The 18,105-nt window shown below is 65.1% G+C and carries 18 protein-coding genes and 1 tRNA gene; 9 read left to right on the top strand and 10 right to left on the bottom strand.

Annotated elements, in window-relative coordinates; translation table 11 throughout:
• Position 1 precedes the first annotated feature (1 nt).
• A complete protein-coding gene (locus FPZ08_RS15955; RefSeq protein ID WP_146290918.1) occupies positions 2–292 on the bottom strand; it encodes a 4a-hydroxytetrahydrobiopterin dehydratase in 291 nt (96 codons plus the stop codon).
• Between the two features lie 169 nt (positions 293–461).
• Here FPZ08_RS15955 and FPZ08_RS15950 point away from each other — a divergent pair, with 169 nt between their 5' ends.
• From FPZ08_RS15950 to FPZ08_RS15935, 4 genes are all read left to right on the top strand, one after another.
• Complete coding sequence (locus FPZ08_RS15950) at positions 462–1,694, top strand: ABC transporter substrate-binding protein (RefSeq protein WP_146290917.1); 1,233 nt, start codon at positions 462–464, stop codon at positions 1,692–1,694.
• A gap of 168 nt (positions 1,695–1,862) precedes the next feature.
• Positions 1,863–4,145: a putative bifunctional diguanylate cyclase/phosphodiesterase gene (locus FPZ08_RS15945; RefSeq protein ID WP_146290916.1), complete on the top strand. Its 2,283-nt coding sequence runs from the start codon at positions 1,863–1,865 to the stop codon at positions 4,143–4,145.
• Positions 4,146–4,277: 132 nt separating this feature from the next.
• Positions 4,278–5,042, top strand: coding sequence for an N-acyl amino acid synthase FeeM domain-containing protein (locus tag FPZ08_RS15940; protein WP_146290915.1), 765 nt, complete (start codon positions 4,278–4,280; stop codon positions 5,040–5,042).
• A 149-nt stretch (positions 5,043–5,191) separates the two neighbouring features.
• Positions 5,192–5,992 carry a hypothetical protein gene (locus FPZ08_RS15935; RefSeq protein WP_146290914.1) on the top strand — a complete coding sequence of 267 codons (801 nt, stop codon included), beginning with the start codon at positions 5,192–5,194 and terminating at the stop codon, positions 5,990–5,992.
• A 7-nt stretch (positions 5,993–5,999) separates the two neighbouring features.
• Here FPZ08_RS15935 and FPZ08_RS15930 read toward each other — a convergent pair.
• The 5 genes from FPZ08_RS15930 to hemC all read right to left on the bottom strand — a co-directional run bounded on the left by FPZ08_RS15930 (position 6,000) and on the right by hemC (position 10,346).
• Positions 6,000–6,075: transfer RNA gene (locus FPZ08_RS15930), tRNA-Thr, on the bottom strand.
• Positions 6,076–6,088: 13 nt separating this feature from the next.
• Positions 6,089–7,456, bottom strand: a complete 1,368-nt coding sequence (locus tag FPZ08_RS15925) for a heme biosynthesis protein HemY (RefSeq protein WP_186767043.1) — start codon at positions 7,454–7,456, stop codon at positions 6,089–6,091.
• Positions 7,453–8,652, bottom strand: coding sequence for a COG4223 family protein (locus FPZ08_RS22035; protein ID WP_186767042.1), 1,200 nt, complete (start codon positions 8,650–8,652; stop codon positions 7,453–7,455). The genes FPZ08_RS15925 and FPZ08_RS22035 overlap by 4 nt, the downstream gene beginning before the upstream one ends.
• A gap of 27 nt (positions 8,653–8,679) precedes the next feature.
• The gene (locus FPZ08_RS15920; protein WP_146290912.1) at positions 8,680–9,420 is read right to left on the bottom strand and encodes a uroporphyrinogen-III synthase; all 741 of its coding nucleotides are present in this window, start codon (positions 9,418–9,420) and stop codon (positions 8,680–8,682) included.
• Positions 9,402–10,346 (bottom strand): hydroxymethylbilane synthase, encoded by a 945-nt coding sequence (gene hemC, locus FPZ08_RS15915; protein ID WP_146290911.1) that lies wholly within the window; start codon positions 10,344–10,346, stop codon positions 9,402–9,404. The genes FPZ08_RS15920 and hemC overlap by 19 nt, the downstream gene beginning before the upstream one ends.
• A 77-nt stretch (positions 10,347–10,423) precedes the next feature.
• On the opposite strand from hemC, the gene tsaD reads away from it, so the two are divergent.
• From tsaD to FPZ08_RS15890, 5 genes are all read left to right on the top strand, one after another.
• Positions 10,424–11,482 (top strand): tRNA (adenosine(37)-N6)-threonylcarbamoyltransferase complex transferase subunit TsaD, encoded by a 1,059-nt coding sequence (gene tsaD, locus FPZ08_RS15910; RefSeq protein WP_246132922.1) that lies wholly within the window; start codon positions 10,424–10,426, stop codon positions 11,480–11,482.
• A complete protein-coding gene (locus tag FPZ08_RS15905) occupies positions 11,472–12,458 on the top strand; it encodes an NAD(P)H-dependent glycerol-3-phosphate dehydrogenase (RefSeq protein WP_146290909.1) in 987 nt (328 codons plus the stop codon). The genes tsaD and FPZ08_RS15905 overlap by 11 nt, the downstream gene beginning before the upstream one ends.
• A 4-nt stretch (positions 12,459–12,462) precedes the next feature.
• Positions 12,463–12,759: a YciI family protein gene (locus FPZ08_RS15900; protein ID WP_146290908.1), complete on the top strand. Its 297-nt coding sequence runs from the start codon at positions 12,463–12,465 to the stop codon at positions 12,757–12,759.
• Between the two features lie 2 nt (positions 12,760–12,761).
• Positions 12,762–13,196, top strand: coding sequence for an EVE domain-containing protein (locus FPZ08_RS15895; protein ID WP_146290907.1), 435 nt, complete (start codon positions 12,762–12,764; stop codon positions 13,194–13,196).
• Between the two features lie 247 nt (positions 13,197–13,443).
• Positions 13,444–13,848 (top strand): DUF1761 domain-containing protein, encoded by a 405-nt coding sequence (locus FPZ08_RS15890; protein ID WP_146290906.1) that lies wholly within the window; start codon positions 13,444–13,446, stop codon positions 13,846–13,848.
• Positions 13,849–13,860: 12 nt separating this feature from the next.
• Here FPZ08_RS15890 and FPZ08_RS15885 read toward each other — a convergent pair whose 3' ends face one another.
• The 4 genes from FPZ08_RS15885 to dapF form a co-directional block, all read right to left on the bottom strand.
• Positions 13,861–14,520: a septation protein A gene (locus tag FPZ08_RS15885; protein WP_425457550.1), complete on the bottom strand. Its 660-nt coding sequence runs from the start codon at positions 14,518–14,520 to the stop codon at positions 13,861–13,863.
• A gap of 61 nt (positions 14,521–14,581) precedes the next feature.
• Positions 14,582–15,817 carry a signal recognition particle-docking protein FtsY gene (ftsY, locus tag FPZ08_RS15880; protein WP_146290904.1) on the bottom strand — a complete coding sequence of 412 codons (1,236 nt, stop codon included), beginning with the start codon at positions 15,815–15,817 and terminating at the stop codon, positions 14,582–14,584.
• Between the two features lie 124 nt (positions 15,818–15,941).
• On the bottom strand, positions 15,942–17,207 hold the full coding sequence (gene mtaB, locus FPZ08_RS15875) for a tRNA (N(6)-L-threonylcarbamoyladenosine(37)-C(2))-methylthiotransferase MtaB (RefSeq protein WP_146290903.1): 1,266 nt from the start codon (positions 17,205–17,207) through the stop codon (positions 15,942–15,944).
• Positions 17,207–18,058 carry a diaminopimelate epimerase gene (gene dapF, locus FPZ08_RS15870; protein ID WP_146293236.1) on the bottom strand — a complete coding sequence of 284 codons (852 nt, stop codon included), beginning with the start codon at positions 18,056–18,058 and terminating at the stop codon, positions 17,207–17,209. The genes mtaB and dapF overlap by 1 nt, the downstream gene beginning before the upstream one ends.
• Positions 18,059–18,105 lie beyond the last annotated feature (47 nt).

Here is an 18,105-nt window from a genome sequence, read left to right as displayed (position 1 = left end):
GCTAGATCAGGATCTTGTCGATTGCCCTGGCCAGGGCGATGTCTCGGGCGCTGAGGCCGCCGGCATCGTGGGTGGAGAGGCGGATGGAGACGCTGTTATAGCTGTTGGACCAGTCGGGGTGGTGGCCGGCCTTTTCGGCCGCCAGGGCGACCCGGCTCATGAAGGCGAAGGCCTCGGAAAAGTCCTTGAACTTGAAAACACGATCGATGGCGCCGGCCGCCTCGTCATAAATCCAGCCCTTGAGGCCGCGCAGGCCGGCTTCCCGTTCCGTGTCGCTCAGCTTTTCAACCATGCCGTTTCACCTGTTCCACACCTGCTGCATCGCATTGCTAGACGGGCAAAGCGACGCTTCCGTGGCGGGTGTTAACGCGGTGGCAAGCAGTTTGGCCGCAGCGTGGCCGTCAACCTGATGGCCGGCAATCGGCCGGGTCAATTCAGATCCGCGAGCGAGGGGGCGACGCGTGGTTTGGACCAGACGATTTGGGGCTCTCGGCCTGGCCTGCATGCTCGCCATTCCTGCCGATGCAGCCGAACTGGTGGTCTATCACAACTGGGCCTCGCCGGCCGAGCTGACGGCGCTCAACGTATTGCGCCAGGCGCTCGAAGCGCGTGGGCACAGCTGGTTGCCATTGGCCATTCCACATGATGCCAATGGCGATATCGACGTGGTGCAGCTGATCCAGGCGGGCGCGACGCCCAATGTCTTCCTGCAATTGCAGCCCGATATCTATCGCAGCCTCGATGCCGAGGGAAAAGTGCTGCATCTCGATACCCAGTTCGCCCAAAGCGGTGTGCTGGCGCAATTTCCGTCGGTGGTGCGCGATGCCATTACGGTCGATGGCGTCATCGTCAAGACGCCGGTCTCCATCCATGCCGATGCGATGATCTATTACAGCCGTGCCGTGGCCGAAGCGGCGGGCATCGACCCCGAGAGCTGGACTTCGCTCGCGGATATGTGGGCCGATTTCGACGCCGTGCGGGCGGCCGGCTTCCAGCCCATCGCCCTCGGCGCCCAGCCCTGGCAGGTCGGCTATCTGACCCATGCGCTGGTGGCGAGCCTGGGCGGGCCCGGTGTCTATGCCGGGCTTTACGGCGCCGTCACCGATCCGGCGGTACTCTACGATGCCAGCCTGCGCGACGTGTTTGCCTGGCTGCGGCGCTTCCAGCAGGAGGCCGATGCCGGCGCCTCGCAGCGCGACTGGAACATGGCCACCAATATGGTGATCCATGGCCGGGCCTTGCTGCAGGTGCAGGGTGACTGGATGAAGGGCGAGTGGACCGCGGCCGGCAAGACAGAGGCCGATGACTATGGCTGTCTTTTCGTGCCCGGTGCGGCGCATCTACCGGTCACCGTGGACAGTTGGGGTCTGCTGGGCGCGGTCTCGCCCGAGGTCGAGGCGGCCGAGCGGACCTTTGCCGATGTGGTGGTCGATGCCGAGGTACAGGCCCGCTTCGCCCGGGCCAAGGGTTCCACTCCGGTCCGGTTCGATGCGCGCGGCGCGGTGGATGCCTGCTCGCAAAAGGTGCTGGCGGCACTGGACCAGCCCGATTTCGCCAGGCCCACGCCGCACCTGACGGCACCGCCAGCCTGGGTTGCGGCGGTGTGGGATGTCGCCAATGCCTATTGGAATGATCCGGCCATGACGCCGGAAGCGGCGATTGCTGCGCTCAAGGCTGCACAAACGGCGTTCTAGCGCCTGCCTGCCGCCGAAGCAGCGGCGTTAAGCTGTTGTTCACCCTGCCATCGGGAATTTCCGGGACCCCATGGGCGTTTTGCTCAAAGCAAGGCGTTCTTAAGGGCTTAGGTGGCTTCTATAGCTGCTAACCAGGGGAACCACGTGTTTACCTCAGCGCGAAAGACAATGCCGGCCCTCGACTATGTGTCGATCATCCGCTCGGTCTACAGGGACCGGTATGCGATGTTGGCCGCTGCGTGGGGAACGGCGCTGGCTGCGGCTTTGAGCGCCTATAAATCCCAGTCGCTGCCGCTTTTCGCCATTGCCCTGGCCTTCATCATCATGGGCGTGCTGCGCTACGCCGATTCGCGCGCCTTCCAGCGGGCCGATATCGGCAGCGACGATGCCGAAGCCGCCGAACATTGGGAAAACCGCGCCGTGGTTTCCGGCGCACTGACGGGCATCGTCTATGGCTCCTGGTGTTTCATCTCCATGGTCGTGGTCCGCGATCCCTTCGCCGCGCTGACCAGCGCCACGCTGACCACTGCCGCCATGGTGGGCCTGGTGGCGCGCAATTTCGGGCTGGATCGCCTGGTCACCATACAGATGGTGCTGGTCATCCTGCCGCTGTCGATCGGCTATGCGATGCATGGCGATATCTACCATATCGTGCTGGCCCTGCTGCTCGGCATCATGCTGGCCAGTTTCCGCAAGCTGGCCGCCGATACCCGATCCATCCTGCTCAGCGCCGTGCATGGCCGCGTCGAGGCCTCGCGCCTGGCGGCAGAACTCGACATGGCGATGACCACGCTCGAGCATGGCCTATGCATGCTTGACGAACGCGGTGTCATTTCGGTCGCCAATGAGCGGGCGGTGCGCCTGTTCAACCTCATGGGCCAGTCCGACCTGCTGGGCCAGCCCGTCAGCGCCGTGCTCGGTACGCTCGGCGATAGCGGCGTGCTGCCGCGCACGGCGGTCGATCGCCTGCTCGATGTCATCGGCAAGCATACATCGGGCAAGGTGCTGCTCTGCCTGCCGGCGGGTCGCTATTACGAAGTCTCGGTTAGCTCGCGCCTCGAGCGCAGCGTGCTGCTGTTCGAGGATATCAGCGAGCGCATTGCCTCCGAAGAGCGCATCAATTTCATGGCGCGCCACGATACGCTGACCGCCTTGCCCAACCGCACCTATTTCGGCGAATTGGCCACCGAGGACATGGAGGCCCGCCGTTTTGCCGGGGCCCGGCCGCGGCTGGTTTCGCTGATGATCATCGACATCGACGACTTCAAGCATGTCAACGACACGTTCGGCCATATCGTAGGCGACGAGCTGCTGATGCAGGTGGCCAACCGCCTGCGCCAGACGGTGCCGGCCGAAGCCGTGCTGGCGCGCCTGGGCGGCGACGAATTCGTCATCTATCGCGGCGCCGTGGGCGATGCGGCGCAGGCCCAGGCCGATGCTGCCGCCATTCTCAGCGCCTTTTCCGAGCCCTTCCGGCTCGAGGGGCTGACGCTGTCGGTCACGGTCAGCGTCGGGTTGACCACCAGCGCCATTGCCACCGAAGCGCTTGACGACCTGATGACCAAGGCCGACTTGGCGCTCTATTCGGCCAAGGGCGACGGCAAGGCGCGCAGCCAGCTGTTCCATGCCCAGATGGATATCGACTATCATTATCGCCAGCGGCTCAAGGCCGACCTGCGCGATGCCGTGCGGGATGGCGCGCTGTCGCTGTCCTTCCAGCCGCTGCTGGACATTGCCACCCGCAAGGTGGTGACCTGCGAGGCGCTGGCGCGCTGGAACCATCCCGAGCTGGGGCCGATTCCGCCCTCGACCTTCATTCCTCTCGCCGAGGAGATGGGCCTGATCTCCACCATCACCTCCTGGGTGGTCGGGCATGCGACGGAACAATGCAGCCATTGGCCGGGCGATGTGGGCGTGGCCGTCAACATCTCGGCGCGCGATTTCCGCGGCAGCGACCTGGGGAGCCTGGTAGAAGAGGCCCTGGCTCGCTCCGGCCTCGATCCGGCGCGGCTCGAGATCGAAGTGACCGAGACTGCCGTCATCGAGGAGCGCGAGATCGCCCATCGCGTGCTCAGCGACCTGGCGGCCAAGGGCATTGCTATTGCGCTCGACGATTTCGGCACCGGCTATTCGTCATTGAGCTATCTCAATGCCTTGCCCTTCACCAAGCTCAAGATCGACCGCTCCTTCGTGGCTGACATTGCCAGCAATCCACGGTCGCTGCGGCTCCTGGCCAATGTGGCCCGGCTGGGCCGCGATCTCGACCTCACTGTCATCGCTGAAGGCGTCGAGACCGAAGAGCAGCTCAACACCATGCTGGCGCATACCGAAATCCAGCAGGTGCAGGGTTATTTCTTCAGCCGACCACTGCCCGAGCGAGATATCGGCGAGCTGATTGGGCGCCTCAATGCTGGCCAGGCCACGCCACAGGCAAACCTTCGGCATGGTTAATCTGCATTAACACTTTGTAAACGAGTATTAATTCTTGCCCGGCAGGTCTCCATGCCGGTCGGATCGTCATTTTTTCCAATGCCGACATGCCTAACAAAAGATTAATATCCCCGCAGACTAGGGGACTTGGTTATGAGTTCGGCATCCCAGCAAAGCAGTGCGCCTTCCCGTTTCGCCCTGACCTTGATCGATCTGCTCGATCGGGTTAAGTATCGGCGTGTGTCGGTGGAAGACCAGCTCGATCCGATCTACCGGCTGCGCTACGAGGCGTATCGGCGGGAAGATTTCATCCCCATCAACGCCCAGCAGATCACCCGTGACGCCTATGACGAAGCGCCCAATTGCTATGCTTTCGGCGTCTATATCGACGACAAGCTGGTGAGTTCGATCCGCCTGCATTTTGCCACGCAAGAGCAGCGGACCTCGCCCAGCCTGGGCATCTGGCCCGACGTGCTGGGCGGCATTCTGGACAATGGCGAGACCTATCTCGATCCGAGCCGCTTTACGGCTGACCGCGATGCTACCCTTGCCTTCCCCGCTCTGCCCTATCTGACGCTGCGCCTGGGCGTCATGGCCAGCGAGTATTTCGGCGCGACTTACTGTCTATCTTCGGTTCGCCCCGAACATGCCCCTTTCTACAAAAGGGTGTTCGGCTCGACCCAGCTGGCCGGCGAGGGCCATTGGGGCGAGCTGGCCTTTCCCGTCTGCCTCTATGCGACCTATCTGCCGGTGACGCTGCCCCGCATCATCGAGCGCTACCCCTTTTTCATGTCGACGCCGGAAGAGCGGGAAATCCTGTTCGGCGCCGAACCCCGCGCGATCCAAGCCATTGCGCCCACGGCACGGCAGGCACACCGCCTGCGCCTGGTGGGCGCAACCGAAGAGGCCTGGAGCTGAAGGGAAGTGGTGCCGCTTGCGTGACTCGGTTGTTACCCTCTTGACCCCACGACACTACTCGAAAGCTACAGAATACCAGTATGGGCCTCTAGACGATGCCTATAACATAACCTGTGCTAGTGCTCGAACGACCACGGCGAGAGAAGAGAATGGTTGCAACGGATGGCGCAGTTATCGGTATCGATGTCGGTTGTTCACCGACACGCCGCTCAAGCGCGATCTGTAGACTCAATTGGACTGCCTCGCTCGTTTCATGGGAGATCAATCGGTTCCGAGCCTCTGAACCGGAACGCGAGCAGGCTATTTTTAAAAGTGTCAGCGGTCACCAGATCACAGTTGCAGCCTTCGATGGCCCATTGCGGCGGGGCTTTGATATCATAGGTCGCTATCGAACCGCCGAGCGGATGCTAACCCGACGCTTGCGGCCGTTGATCGGCAAACCGGGACAATCCAGTGCGCCGATTGGCAAGTCGCTAAACCATCATTCCAACGAGTGCGTTCGCCATGTCGTTACCCATGGCAACGTACAGGACGCACAGCACAGTGTTGCGATCGACTCTAAGGCTCTGGTCGAGGCTTTCCCGAGTTCTTTTCTTGGCTTAATGATAGGCGATCCCGTGGCCCTTGCCGCGCGCAGAGGCGATCGGTCAGATACATTCTTCCGGCATCTTGCAGCAATTGGCTGCCTAGAATCTCTGATAGAGTACTGCCTTCCAGGCAGGCAACTTTCGACCGATCCAAACGATATCGTCAACCATGACGACCGTGCGGCGTTCGTCTGTGCGTTGACGGCGCTGTGCGTTGCGGTGGGGGATTTCGTTGCCGTGGGCGACGATATTGACGGCTGGATCGTTCTGCCCCCTGGGCGGCTTATCCAACCCGCTCAATGGGACCTACTGAGTCAGAATGCAAATGAGGAGGCAGCGGGTGCGCTGCATATTGGGAGCTGAAGGGAAGTGGTGCCGCTTGCGTGACTCGAACACGCGACCCCATCATTACGAATGATGTGCTCTACCAACTGAGCTAAAGCGGCAACGGCTGGCCTTTTACGTTGGGTTTGCGGCCGGTGCAAGAGGCAAGGGGGCTTCCGCGGGCAATTGCGGTGGGACGGGGTCGGCGGCCGGGCGCGCGGTGACGGTCATGGGGATTTTCCACTCGAAGGCGTCGAGCTTGCCGGACACCGGGGACATAGGCTCCCATTCGTCGCTGACCAGGCCATCGGCGGTCCAGGCCGGGTCGCGCGGGGCGCGTACGGCGCGGGCCAGCCATTCGCGGGCCTTGCCCTGGTCGCCGCTCTGGCCCTCCTCGATTTCGGCCATGAGGCTGGCCACGCCCTGGGTGGCATCGGCGCCGATAAAGGGCGCCAGCGCCTTGCGGGCCAGAGGCCAGTCATAGGCATCGATGGCGGTTCGGGCCAGGGCCATGCCGGCGGCGCGATGGGGCGGCGGGGTCTCGATGATCTCGCCCAGCCGCTTGAGGCGTTCCACCGCCGAAGCGCCGGGCTGGGCATGGGCATAGAGCGCCGCCACATCCGGATGGCCGGTGGCGCGCCAGATGCGGCGCAGCAGGCTCATCGCCTTGCGTGTATCGCCCCTGTTGATGTGGATGCGCGCGGCGATCAGCGCGGCGGGCACGAAATCGGGCAGTAGTTTCAGCGCCGTCAGGGCGTGATCGAGTGCGGCCAGCGGATCGCTGGTCTCGGCCTCGCGGGCGCGGGCGGTTTCGATCACCGCCTGGCGCCGCCGCTTGCGGGCGCGGTCCTCGCGGCTCTGCGCCTGCTCCACATTGACCATGGCCACTGCCGCGGCCCATTGGCCGCGCCGCGCCAGGTCATCGAACACGGCATCGGCGGCCCAGCCGCTTTGCGGCGCCAGCGCCAAAGCCTTGCGGGCAAAGGTCAGCGCTGCTTCGGGCCGATGCTGGGCGCGCGCCTGATCATAGAGACCGGTCAGCGCCGCCACGGCGGTCTTTTCGCTGGCGATAAGGGCGCGGTAGTGCTCGCGGGCGGCCGGCATGTCACCCAAAGCCAGGTCGGCGCGGGCCTCGAGCAGGCGTGCGGCGGCATTGGTGGGCAGGCGTGCCTGTGCGTCCCTTGCCAGCATGCGGGCGCGGGCCGGGTCGCCAGCCTGCAGGGCCACAATGGCGTCGGACAGGGCTTCGACACCCTGTTCGCGCCGGCGCTCGCTGCGGCGGCGGGCCATGTTGCGCGGCGCCGACAGGATGCGGCGGAGAATGGCCCAGAGCCCGATGACCACGATGGCAACCAGGATGAAGATGACGATGGCGGCGCCCAGCCGGGGCTGCATGCGATAGCCGGCCGCTTCCAGCGTCAGCGTGCCGGGCAGCGAAATGAGCCAGGCCGCCAAGGCGGTGACGACGAGGCTGCCAACGATCCATGAAGCGAGGCGGATCATTGGCCGGCCTCGCCGGACAGGGCGCTGGCGCGCAGGGTGTCGAGGAAGCGGGTGGCTTCGGCCTGGCTGGCCACCAGAGCCGGCACGTCCTCGCCAGCCGCCAGCATCGGGGCGGGCAGGGCGGCGAGCAGGGTTTCGGCGGCAATGAAGTCGCGGCGGGCAATGGCGCCTTCGAGGCGCGACATGACCGCTTCGGGCGTGTCGCCCGCGATTTCGCCGGTGGGCCGCAGCGCGATGGCCGAGCGGAACCAGTCGAGCGCGCCATCCTGCCATTGCGCATCGGGATCGGCCGGGCGCCCGGCCAGCATGGCGGGCAATACCGTGGCGAACCGGCTGGCTATGATATCGGGCCGGGTAAGACCGGTTTCGGCGCTGTTGGTGATGGCAGCGGGCACGCTTGCAGACGGCAGGGCGGCGCGCAGGGCACCGAGTTCGCTGGCATAGGGCCGGCCGGTATCGAAGGCGGTTTCGAGGCCCGACAGGATCAGCGGCAATTGCAGCACCGCGCCGATATCGCCGGGCTGCTCGGCCAGAACAGCAGTGGTCTGACTGACAGTGGTGTCGAGGTCACGCAAACCGGCTTCGGCTGTCCCGAGGCGCGCCGCGACTTCATCGAGCCGGGTGGTCAGCGCCATGAGATCGCTGCGCAGGGTTTCGACTGCGTCATTGTCGGTGGCAGGGGCGGGCGCTGTGCCCAGCGTATCGATCCGCGCCGTCAAGGCGGCGATGTCGCCCTCGATGCTGCCGAGATCGACAGGAGCGGCGCTGGCCGCGGCGGGTGCGGCCGGCTCGGCGGATTCCAGTGCGCCGATGCGCTGGTTCAACGCCGCCAATTCGCTCTGCGTGGTCTGGGTCACCGTTTCGAGTTCGGGAATGGCGGCGGCGAATTGCGCCAGGCGCGGGTCGGCGACGGGAGCCGGAGCCGGTGCGGTTGGCCACAGGCCGAACCAGGCCAGGCCATAGGCCGCGGCGAGGCCGAGCACGCCGCCAAGGACTGCGGCACCGAAGGCAAAGCCGCCGGCCTGCTGCGGGCTTGCCGCCGGTTTGCCTGCTGCTTGCTCGCTCTTTGCCTGGGCAGGCTTGGCCTCCGGCTTGTCGGCACCGGTCTCGCGCGGCTTGAGGTCCAGCACCGGCGGCTTGACCGGGCCGGTCTTGCTCCCGGTCGGCTTGGAATCACTATCCTTGCTATCCGCCATGGCTGATTGTCCTCTTCTCGGGGCCGATCATGGCCCAGTTTGCTCGCGGGCAAAAGCCAAAGCGAGCGACATCATGGCGTCTTCGTCGGGCCGGTCGGCCAGGCTGATGCGGCTGAAGCGGGCTTCGAGCAGCGGTTCGGCCACCGCTTCGGACATGCACAGCATGGCCAGCCGGCTGCGCCGATCCCGCGGCAGGGCGTCGGCCAATCGCGCAAATATCTCGGCCGAGCGCCGCGAATAGGCCAGCACCGCGCCGATTTCCTCGCCCAGCTCGGCCAGAACAGCGTCGGGCAGGGCATCGGCCGCCACCATTTCGTAGACTTTTGCTGTCGCCACCATCACGCCCAGCGGGGCCAATGCCTTGGCCAGATCGGCGCTTTGATGCTTGCCGGCGGGATAGAAGATCGGCCCTTTCATGCGGGCAATGGTCATGGCGTTGACCAGGTCCTGAAAGGCTCCCGCCGCGCTGCTGACCCTGATAAAGCCGGCTTCGCTGGCCTCGCGCGCCGTATGGTCGCCCACGGCGAAAACCGGCAGGTGCCGATATGGCGCCAGCATGTCCCGGTCGGCGAGGGCACGGACGGCATTGGCTGATGTCAGCACCATGGCGGTAAAGCCATCGGGCGGCGGCAGGCTGGCCTCGAGCGTCTGCCGTACCATAAGCGGCACGGCAACACCGGCGATGCCGAGCGCATCGAGCCGCGCCAGCGTCGCCTGTGCGTCGGGCTCGGGCCGTGTCACCAGCATCTTCATGAGCGTTGCGCCCATTGTGCCAGCCAATCGGTGCCGGCCTGGGCGATCAGGTCGTCGCCCACCTGCCGGCCAAGCGCGTCGGGGTCGCTGCCGGTGGCGGCGCTGTTGAATTCGGTGCGGCCGTCCAGGCTGAGGATTTGCCCCTTGAGGGTGAGGGTTGCGCCATCGAGCCGGGTCAGCGCGCCTACCGGCGTGCGGCAGGAGCCGTCGAGCACAGCCAGCATGGCGCGTTCGGCCGCGATAGAACGGTGGGTCGGCTCATGGTCGAGCGCCGCGACGAGTTCGGCCATGCGCGCATCATCGCTGCGTACGGCCAGGCCGATAGCGCCCTGCGCCGGGGCGGGCATGAAGATTTCGGGGTCGAGCAAGGCGGTGGCGCGATGGCCCTCACCCAGCCGGTTGAGCCCGGCCATGGCCAGCATGGTGCCATCGGCCACGCCATCGAGCAGCTTCTGTAGCCGCGTGCCGACATTGCCGCGGAAAGGCACGATGGTCAGGTCCGGCCGCACCCGCAAAACCTGCGCGGCGCGGCGGATGGACGAGGTGCCGAATTTGCCCCGCTCGGGCAGGTAGTCGATATCCCGCGCCTTGACCGACAGGAAGGCATCGCGCACGTCCTCGCGTTCGAGAAAGGCGACGAGGTCTATGCCATCGGGCAGGCGCGTCGCCACGTCCTTGGAAGAATGCACGCCGATATCGACGCGCCCGCTCAGCATGGCCTCGTCGATTTCCTTGGTGAACAGGCCCTTGCCGCCGATTTCGATCAGGCTGGCATTGCTGGCCTGGCTGCGGTCGCCGCCGGTGGAAATCACCTCGATGGCGATATCATCCTCGCTGACGCCATGGGCTTCCGACAGCAGGCGCCGTACCAGCCGCGCCTGGGCCAGAGCCAGCGGGCTGCCACGTGTTCCGATGCGGGCGAAGGGGGTGGGCGATTGCAATGTCTTTGCGTCCTATAGTAGGCAGAACCATCCCCAGAGGGAGTAACCAGTTCGTCGTGACCGGGCAAGCGCCAGCCATTATCCTCGGCATAGAGACCAGTTGCGATGAAACCGCGGCGGCAGTGGTCCTGCGCGACGAATCCGGAAGGGGCACGATTCGTTCCAATGTGGTGCGCAGCCAGCTCGATGAACATGCGGCATTCGGCGGCGTGGTGCCCGAACTCGCGGCACGCGCCCATGTCACCTATCTCGACCACATCATCGCCCAGGCCTGCCGCGAGGCAGGCATAAAGCTGGATGAGGTCGACGCCATTGCGGCCACGGCCGGGCCGGGTCTGATCGGCGGCGTGCTGGTGGGCCTCACCACCGCCAAGGCGCTGGCCGCGGCGCTCGGCAAGCCGCTGATCGCGGTCAATCATCTCGAAGCCCATGCGCTGACGGCGCGGTTGACCGATGGGGTGCAGTTTCCCTATCTGATGCTGCTGGTGAGCGGCGGGCACAGCCAGTTCGTGCTGGTGCGCGGCGTCGGCGATTACGAGCGCTGGGGTACGACGATCGACGACGCGCTGGGCGAGGCCTTCGACAAGGTGGCCAAACTGTTGAGCCTCGGCCATCCCGGCGGGCCGGCTGTCGAAGCCATCGCCAAATCCGGCGATCCTAAGCGCTTCAAGTTCCCCCGCCCGCTGTTGCGTGAGGCGCGGCTCGATTTTTCCTTCTCCGGTCTCAAGACCGCGGTGCGGCTGCAGGCCGAGGCGCTGGCGCCGCTCAGCGACCAGGACGTGGCCGATATCGCCGCCAGCTTCCAGGCATCGGTAGCCGAAATTGTCGCCGTGCGGGCCGGCCAGGCTTTGGCGAAGTTCAGGGCCGAACTGCCCGACGCCACGCCGCAACTGGTGGTGGCCGGCGGCGTAGCTGCCAACCAGGCCATCGGTTCGGCCCTGCGCGCTGTCTGCGCCGAAGCTGGCGCCACGCTCATCGTGCCGCCCATCGCGCTCTGCACCGATAATGGCGCCATGGTCGCTTGGGCCGGGGCCGAACGTTTCGCTCTTGGCGTGCATGACGGGCTCGAATTCACCGCGCGGCCGCGCTGGCCGCTCGATCTCGACGACATGAAGGTTGCGCCCGATGCGGCTTGAAACGGTATCGGTCATTGGTGGCGGTGCCTGGGGCACCGCTTTGGCGCAGGCTGCCGCCATGGCGGGCCGCACAGTGTCGCTGATGGCGCGCGATGCGGCGCAGGTCGACGAGATCAATACCAGCCGCACCAATGTCCGCTATCTCGGGGCACAGCAATTGCACCCCGCCATCACCGCCGCGATCGCCGCGAGCCCCGCCGATATCGTCATCCTCGCGGTGCCGGCACAATCGAGCCGCGTGGCGCTGGGCGCACTCGATCCGGCTCTGCTGGCCGGCAAGCCGGTTGTGCTCTCGGCCAAGGGGCTCGAAACCGGCACGCTGGAGCGGCAGAGCGAAATCCTGCTCGATATGGCGCCCGATTCCATTCCCTTTGTCCTGTCCGGCCCCAGCTTTGCCGCTGATGTGGCGGCGGGTCGACCGACCGCGGTGACGCTGGCCGGCGACGATGCCAATGAGACCTCGGCGCTGGCGGCCGCGCTGGCCGGTCCCAGTTTCCGCCCCTATGCGGCCGACGACCGGATCGGCGTCGAAATCGCCGGGGCGCTCAAGAATGTCTATGCGCTGGCCTGTGGCGCCGTCGAAGGCGCGGGGCTCGGCGCGTCCGCCCGTTCGGCGCTGATTGCCCGGGCCTATGCCGAAATGGCGCGCATGGTCTCCGCAATGGGCGGCTCGGCCACGACGCTGACGGGTCTTGCCGGACTGGGCGACCTGACGCTGACCTGCACCTCGGCGCAGTCGCGCAATTACCAGTTCGGCATGGCTCTGGGCCGCGGCCAGTCGGTCGAGGCGATCATGGCCGGCGGGGCCAAGCTGGCCGAGGGCGTCGCCACCACGCCGGTTGCCGATGCGCTGGCCAGAAGCCTCGCTGTCGAGGCGCCACTGATCCAGGCGGTGCATGCCGTGCTCAGCGGCAGCGCCGATATTGCCACAGTCGTTGCGGGGCTGATGTCCCGCCCACTCAAACGGGAGGATTGATCCCATGCCGCTCTTCGTCATGATCGCCAGGGACAGACCGGGCACCGGCGACAAGCGTACCGCCATGCGGCCGGTGCATATGGATCATCTTGCCGCCATGGGCGACAAGCTCGTCTTCGCCGGCGCGCTGATGGGAGAGGATGGCAATCCGGAGGGTTCGCTGCTGGTGCTCGAAGCTGATAATCTCGAAGCGGCCAAGGCGGTGCTGCTGGCCGATCCCTTCGTGTCCGAGGGCATTTTCGGCTCGGTCGAGGTCAAGCCCTGGCGCATCGCCTTCAATCATAGCGGACGGGAGTTCTAGCCATGGCCTATTGGCTGATGAAATCGGAGCCTGATGTCTTCTCCTTCGACGACATGATGGCCAAGACCAAGCGCGGCGAACCCGAGCAATGGCATGGCGTGCGCAACTACACGGCGCGCAACAACATGATGGAGATGAAGCTGGGCGACCTGGCCTTTTTCTATCATTCCAATATCGGCAAGGAGATCGTTGGTATCATCAAGGTGATCGCCCTGGCTCACCCTGATAGTACCGCCGAGCCGAACGACAAGGGCAAGATCGTCTGGCAATGCGTCGATGTCGAAGCGGTCAAACCCCTGCCCAAGCCGGTGACCCTGGCCACGGTCAAGGCGACGCCGGAACTGGCCAATCTCGAACTGGTCAGGCTCTCGCGCCTCTCGGTGTCACGGGTCGGCGAGGACGAGTGGAAGCTGATCTGCAAGATGGGTGGGCTGTAGCCCTAGGGCTGGTGTCCGCGGCTTTACCCCCACCCTCATTCCCTCCCCACAAGGGGGGAGGGAAGCCTGCCTGGTGATGAGGTAGCATTGGACCACAGACCTCTCCCATGCGCCTCCCTCCCCTTGATGGGGAGGGATTGAGGGTGGGGTGACGGGAGCCACGGAACGACGTGGAGAGACTCTAGGCTGTCGGCGCTCTCGGCGCTATTCTTCCCCACCGCAAACAGCGCTTCGGGGGAGATCAATCATGTCGCATTTCGCCGTCAACTGGCTGGCCGTGATCCTGGCCACCGTCGTGAGCTGGGGTTTCGGGGCCGGCTGGTACATGCTGCTGGCCCGGCAATGGACCGCCGCCATCGGCAAGAAGCCGGAAGAGATCAACAAGGCCGATTACACGCCCTATCTGTGGTCGGTGCTGTGCCTGCTGGTCATGGCCTATTTCATCGCCCTGCTGACCCCGCTGCTGACCGGTTCGCTCAGCGTCGGCAATGGCCTGATCGTCGGCGCGCATATGTGGCTGGGCTTTGTGGTCACATCGATGGTGCTCAACCATCGCTACCAGGGCGCGCGCTGGTCGCTCACGCTGATCGATAGCGGCTATCTGCTGGCGGTGTTGCTGATCGACGGGGCGATTGTCGGGGTGTTTGGCTGAGGCGCTGGCGCCTCAGCTCTCCACCACGATGGGCGGCACATGTTTGGGTTCGGCCGGCGGGGCATATTTGTTCAGCAGGCCGACCTGGGTGATGGAGAAGATCACGGTCAGCGGCATCACGCCCCAGACCTTGAAGGCCACCCAGATATCGGTCGAGAAATTGCGCCACAGCACTTCGTTGATCACCGCCAGCACCACGAAGAACAGGCCCCAGTTCAGCGTCAGCTTGCTCCAGCCTTCGGGGCGGAGCTTGTAGACGTCGCCGAACACATATTTCAGCAGCGACTGTCCGAACAGCAGGCCGCCAAGCAGCACCGCCGCGAAAAGCGAATTGGTGATGGTTGGCTTGATCTTGATGAACGTATCGTCCTGCAGCCAGAGTGTCAGCCCGCCGAAAATCAGCACGACCACGCCGGTCACCAGCGGCATGACGGCGATCTTCTTGAGGATGATCCAGGTCAGGACCAGCGAGATCACCATGGCGCCCATGAACCAGGCGGTGGCGACGAAGATGTCGGCGCGCGCATTGGCGATGAAGAACACCACCAGCGGGCCCAGTTCGAGCGCCATCTTGGTGAGCTGCGGACGCAACTCGTCCCAGTTGATTTCGGGCTCGGCTTTCTCGGTGGCTTTTTCGACCATGGGCAAGGCTTTCAGTTCGACGCGTTGCAATGTGAGGGCAAGCGCCGGGTGATGCAAGGCGGGATAGACCGCAAGCGTGGTGAGATTGGGGCTATTCCCCTCCCGCGATCGCCCTGGCGAAGTCACTCGCAGTAAATGGTTCGAGATCGCCCACGCTTTCGCCCACGCCGATGAAATGCACCGGCAGGCCGAATTTCCGGGCGATGGCGACCAGAATTCCGCCGCGCGCCGTGCCGTCGAGCTTGGTCATGACCAGCCCGGTCACGCCCGCTCTTTTCTCGAAGATTTCCACCTGTTTGAGTGCGTTTTGCCCGGTGGTTGCATCCAGCGTCAAAAGCGTGGCATGCGGCGCTGACGGGTCGACCTTCTTGATGACGCGGATGATCTTTTCGAGCTCGTTCATCAGCTCGTCGCGGTTCTGCAAGCGGCCCGCGGTGTCGATGATGAGAATGTCGCGGCCTTCGGCTTTCGCCTGGGTCACCGCGTCGAAGGCGAGCCCCGAAGCGTCGGCCCCGGCCGGACGTGAGATCACCGGGGCATTGGTGCGCTGGCCCCAGATCTGGAGCTGCTCGATCGCGGCGGCGCGGAAGGTGTCGCCGGCCGCCAGCATGACCGATTTGCCTTCGGCGGCGAATTTCTGGGCGAGCTTGCCGATCGTCGTGGTCTTGCCCGAGCCGTTGACGCCGATCATCAGGATGATGAAGGGCTTTTGCGCCGGGTCGATTTCCAGCGGAAGCGCCACTGGGCCGAGCACCTTCTCGACCTCGGTGGCCAGCACCGCGCGCACGTCTTCGCCCGACACATCGCGGTCGAAACGGTCGCGGCGCAGGGTTTCGGTGATGGCCATGGCCGTCTCGATGCCGAGATCGGCCTGGATCAGCACGTCTTCCAGTTCGTCCAGCGTTGCCGCATCGAGCTTGCGCTTGGTGAAGACCGAGGTGATCGAGCCGGTCAGCTGGTCCGACGAGCGCTTGAGGCCGGTGGCCAGCCGGGCAAACCAGCCCTGGCGCGGCGCTTCGACCGGCACTTCCACCACGGCGGGCGGATCGACGGCCACCGGAATGGTCTCGACTTCCGGCTCGGGCTCAGGCTCCGGCTGCTGCGCGGCCGCCGCGTCCTCGATATCCTCGACATAATCAGGCGTGGTTTCGGGCGGGCCGGGAAAGGGGACCGGCTCGGGCTCCGGCACGATATCAGGCGGCGGCTCCGGCGTGGGCTTTACGGGATCGGGCGCGGGGACCGGTGTTTCCGGCCGCGTTTCGGGCGGCGCGGGCGTATCGCCACCGCCGAACAGGCGCTTGAAAAATCCCGGCTTCTTGTCGGTCATGCGTGTGCCTTTGGTCCGTGCCACGACCTCGTCCTTCGACAAGCTCAGGATGAGGTCTATTGGTTGGCTCGTTCTTTAAGTCGTCCTCATGGTGAGCCTGTCGAACCACGAGGGCGTGCCCAGATCAAGCCGCTTCCTTCAGCGCCTCGCCCACCAGCCCGTCGGCGGCGGTGCCGGTAATGCGAACGGACAGCAATTCACCCGGTTGCGACCCCGGCACGGCGACGGGCACGAATTGTTCGGTTCGGCCCAGCCCGTTGCGTTCGACCAGCACATTTTCGATCGCGCCGACGCGGCTGGCGCAGAGTTTTTGGAACTGGCTCTCACCTTCGGCGCGCAACAAGGTCGCGCGGTCGCGGGCGAGTTTTTTGTTCACCTGCGGCATGCGGGCAGCAGGCGTGCCTTCGCGCGGCGAATAGGGGAAGACATGTAGATAGGTCAGGTCCGCCTCGCCGACGATAGCAAGCGTATTGGCGAACATGGCATCGGTTTCGGTGGGGAAGCCGGCGATGATATCGGCGCCGAATACCATGTCGGGGCGCAGCGCACGCAGCTTGCCGACAATGGCCAGCGCGTCGTCGCGGCTGTGCCGGCGCTTCATGCGCTTGAGGATCATGTCATCGCCCGATTGCAGGCTCAGATGCAGGTGCGGCATCAGGCGCCGGTCTGACGCCACGGCATCATAGAGCGCTTCGTCGGCTTCGATGGAATCGATGGAGGAAATGCGCAGGCGCGGCAGGTCGGGGACGTGGCGCAATATGGCCTGGGTCAGCTTGCCCAAAGTGGGGCTGCCGGGCAGGTCGGGGCCATAGGAGGTGATGTCGACGCCCGTGAGCACCACTTCGCGATAGCCATTGGCGACGAGCTTTTTCACCTGCTCCACCACCATGCCCATGGGCACCGAGCGCGACGGCCCGCGCCCATAGGGGATGATGCAGAAGGTGCAGCGGTGGTCGCAGCCATTCTGCACCTGGACGAAGGCGCGGGCGCGGCCGTCCATGCCCTCGATCAGGTGGCCGGCGGTTTCCCGCACGCTCATGATGTCGTTGACCTGCACCTTGTCGTTGAGCGGGGTACCGAACACCATGGGCGCATAGCTCTGCGCCTTCATCTTGTCGGCATTGCCGATGACCAGGTCGACCTCCGCCATGTCGCCGAAGCTGCGCGCTTCGGTCTGGGCGGCGCAGCCGGTGACGATGATGCGGGCTGCCGGATTGTCGCGGCGCGCCTTGCGCACGGCCTGCTTGGCCTGTTTCACCGCCTCTGCGGTGACGGCGCAGGTATTGATGATGATGGCATTGTCGAGCCCGGCCTTCTGGGCCTCACTCTTCATCACCTCGGCCTCATAGGCGTTGAGCCGGCAGCCGAATGTGACCGTTTCCACGGCCATCAGGCCGCCACCTCGTTGCGCGCCCAGAGGCCGGAAATGGGGTCCAGCGTGCCGGTCCATTCCAGCTCCGCCGGGCCGGTCAGCACTACGTGGTCATCGTCGCGCCATTCGACGAACAGATCGCCGCCGGGCAGGGTAACGGTCGCTGCTCGTGCCGTTCGGCGGGTGCGGGCGCCATTGACCACGGCGGCACAGGCGGCGGTGCCGCAAGCCTCGGTCAGGCCGGCGCCGCGTTCCCAGGTGCGCAGGATGATCTTGTCCTGCGCCGCCACCTGGGCAATGGAAATATTGGCGCGTTCGGGGAAGATGGGGTGGTTTTCCAGCATCGGCCCAAAGCGGTCGAGTGCATAATTCCACACATCGTCATGCACCCAGAAGGTGGCCTGCGGATTGCCCATCGAGGCGACGGAAGGGGAATGCAGCACCGGCGCGTCGATCGGCCCGATCTGCAATTCGATCTTGCGGGTATCGGCAAATTCTTCGGCCAGCGGAATGTCGTACCAGGCGAATTTTGGCGTGCCCATATCGACGGTGATCATGCCATCGTCGCGGGTCTCGCCGAAGAGGATGCCGGCCACGGTCTCGAAGGTGAAACGCTGTCGTCCCTGCTCGGCTGTGAGCGCCTGCACCACGCAGCGCATGCCATTGCCGCAGGCCTGGGCGATGGAGCCGTCCGAATTGATGATTTCGATATAGTTCGCCGTGCCCGGCGTGCGTGGATCATGCACGGCCATGATCTGGTCGAACCTGGTGCCCTCGGTGGCGTTGATGGCGATGGCAGCAGCGGGCGTAACCCGATCGGCGCGGCCGCGCATGTCGGCCACGATGATCTGGTTGCCCAGCCCGTTCATCTTGAGAAACGGCACGCCGCTCAATGGTCTGTCCTCGTCAAAAGCGG

Origin of the sequence: Devosia ginsengisoli (genome assembly GCF_007859655.1) — a bacterium.
In the GTDB taxonomy this organism is placed as follows: Bacteria; Pseudomonadota; Alphaproteobacteria; order Rhizobiales; family Devosiaceae; genus Devosia; species Devosia ginsengisoli.
The sequence above is the reverse complement of the archived record's forward strand: the minus strand, read 5'-3'. Positions and strand labels throughout refer to the sequence as shown.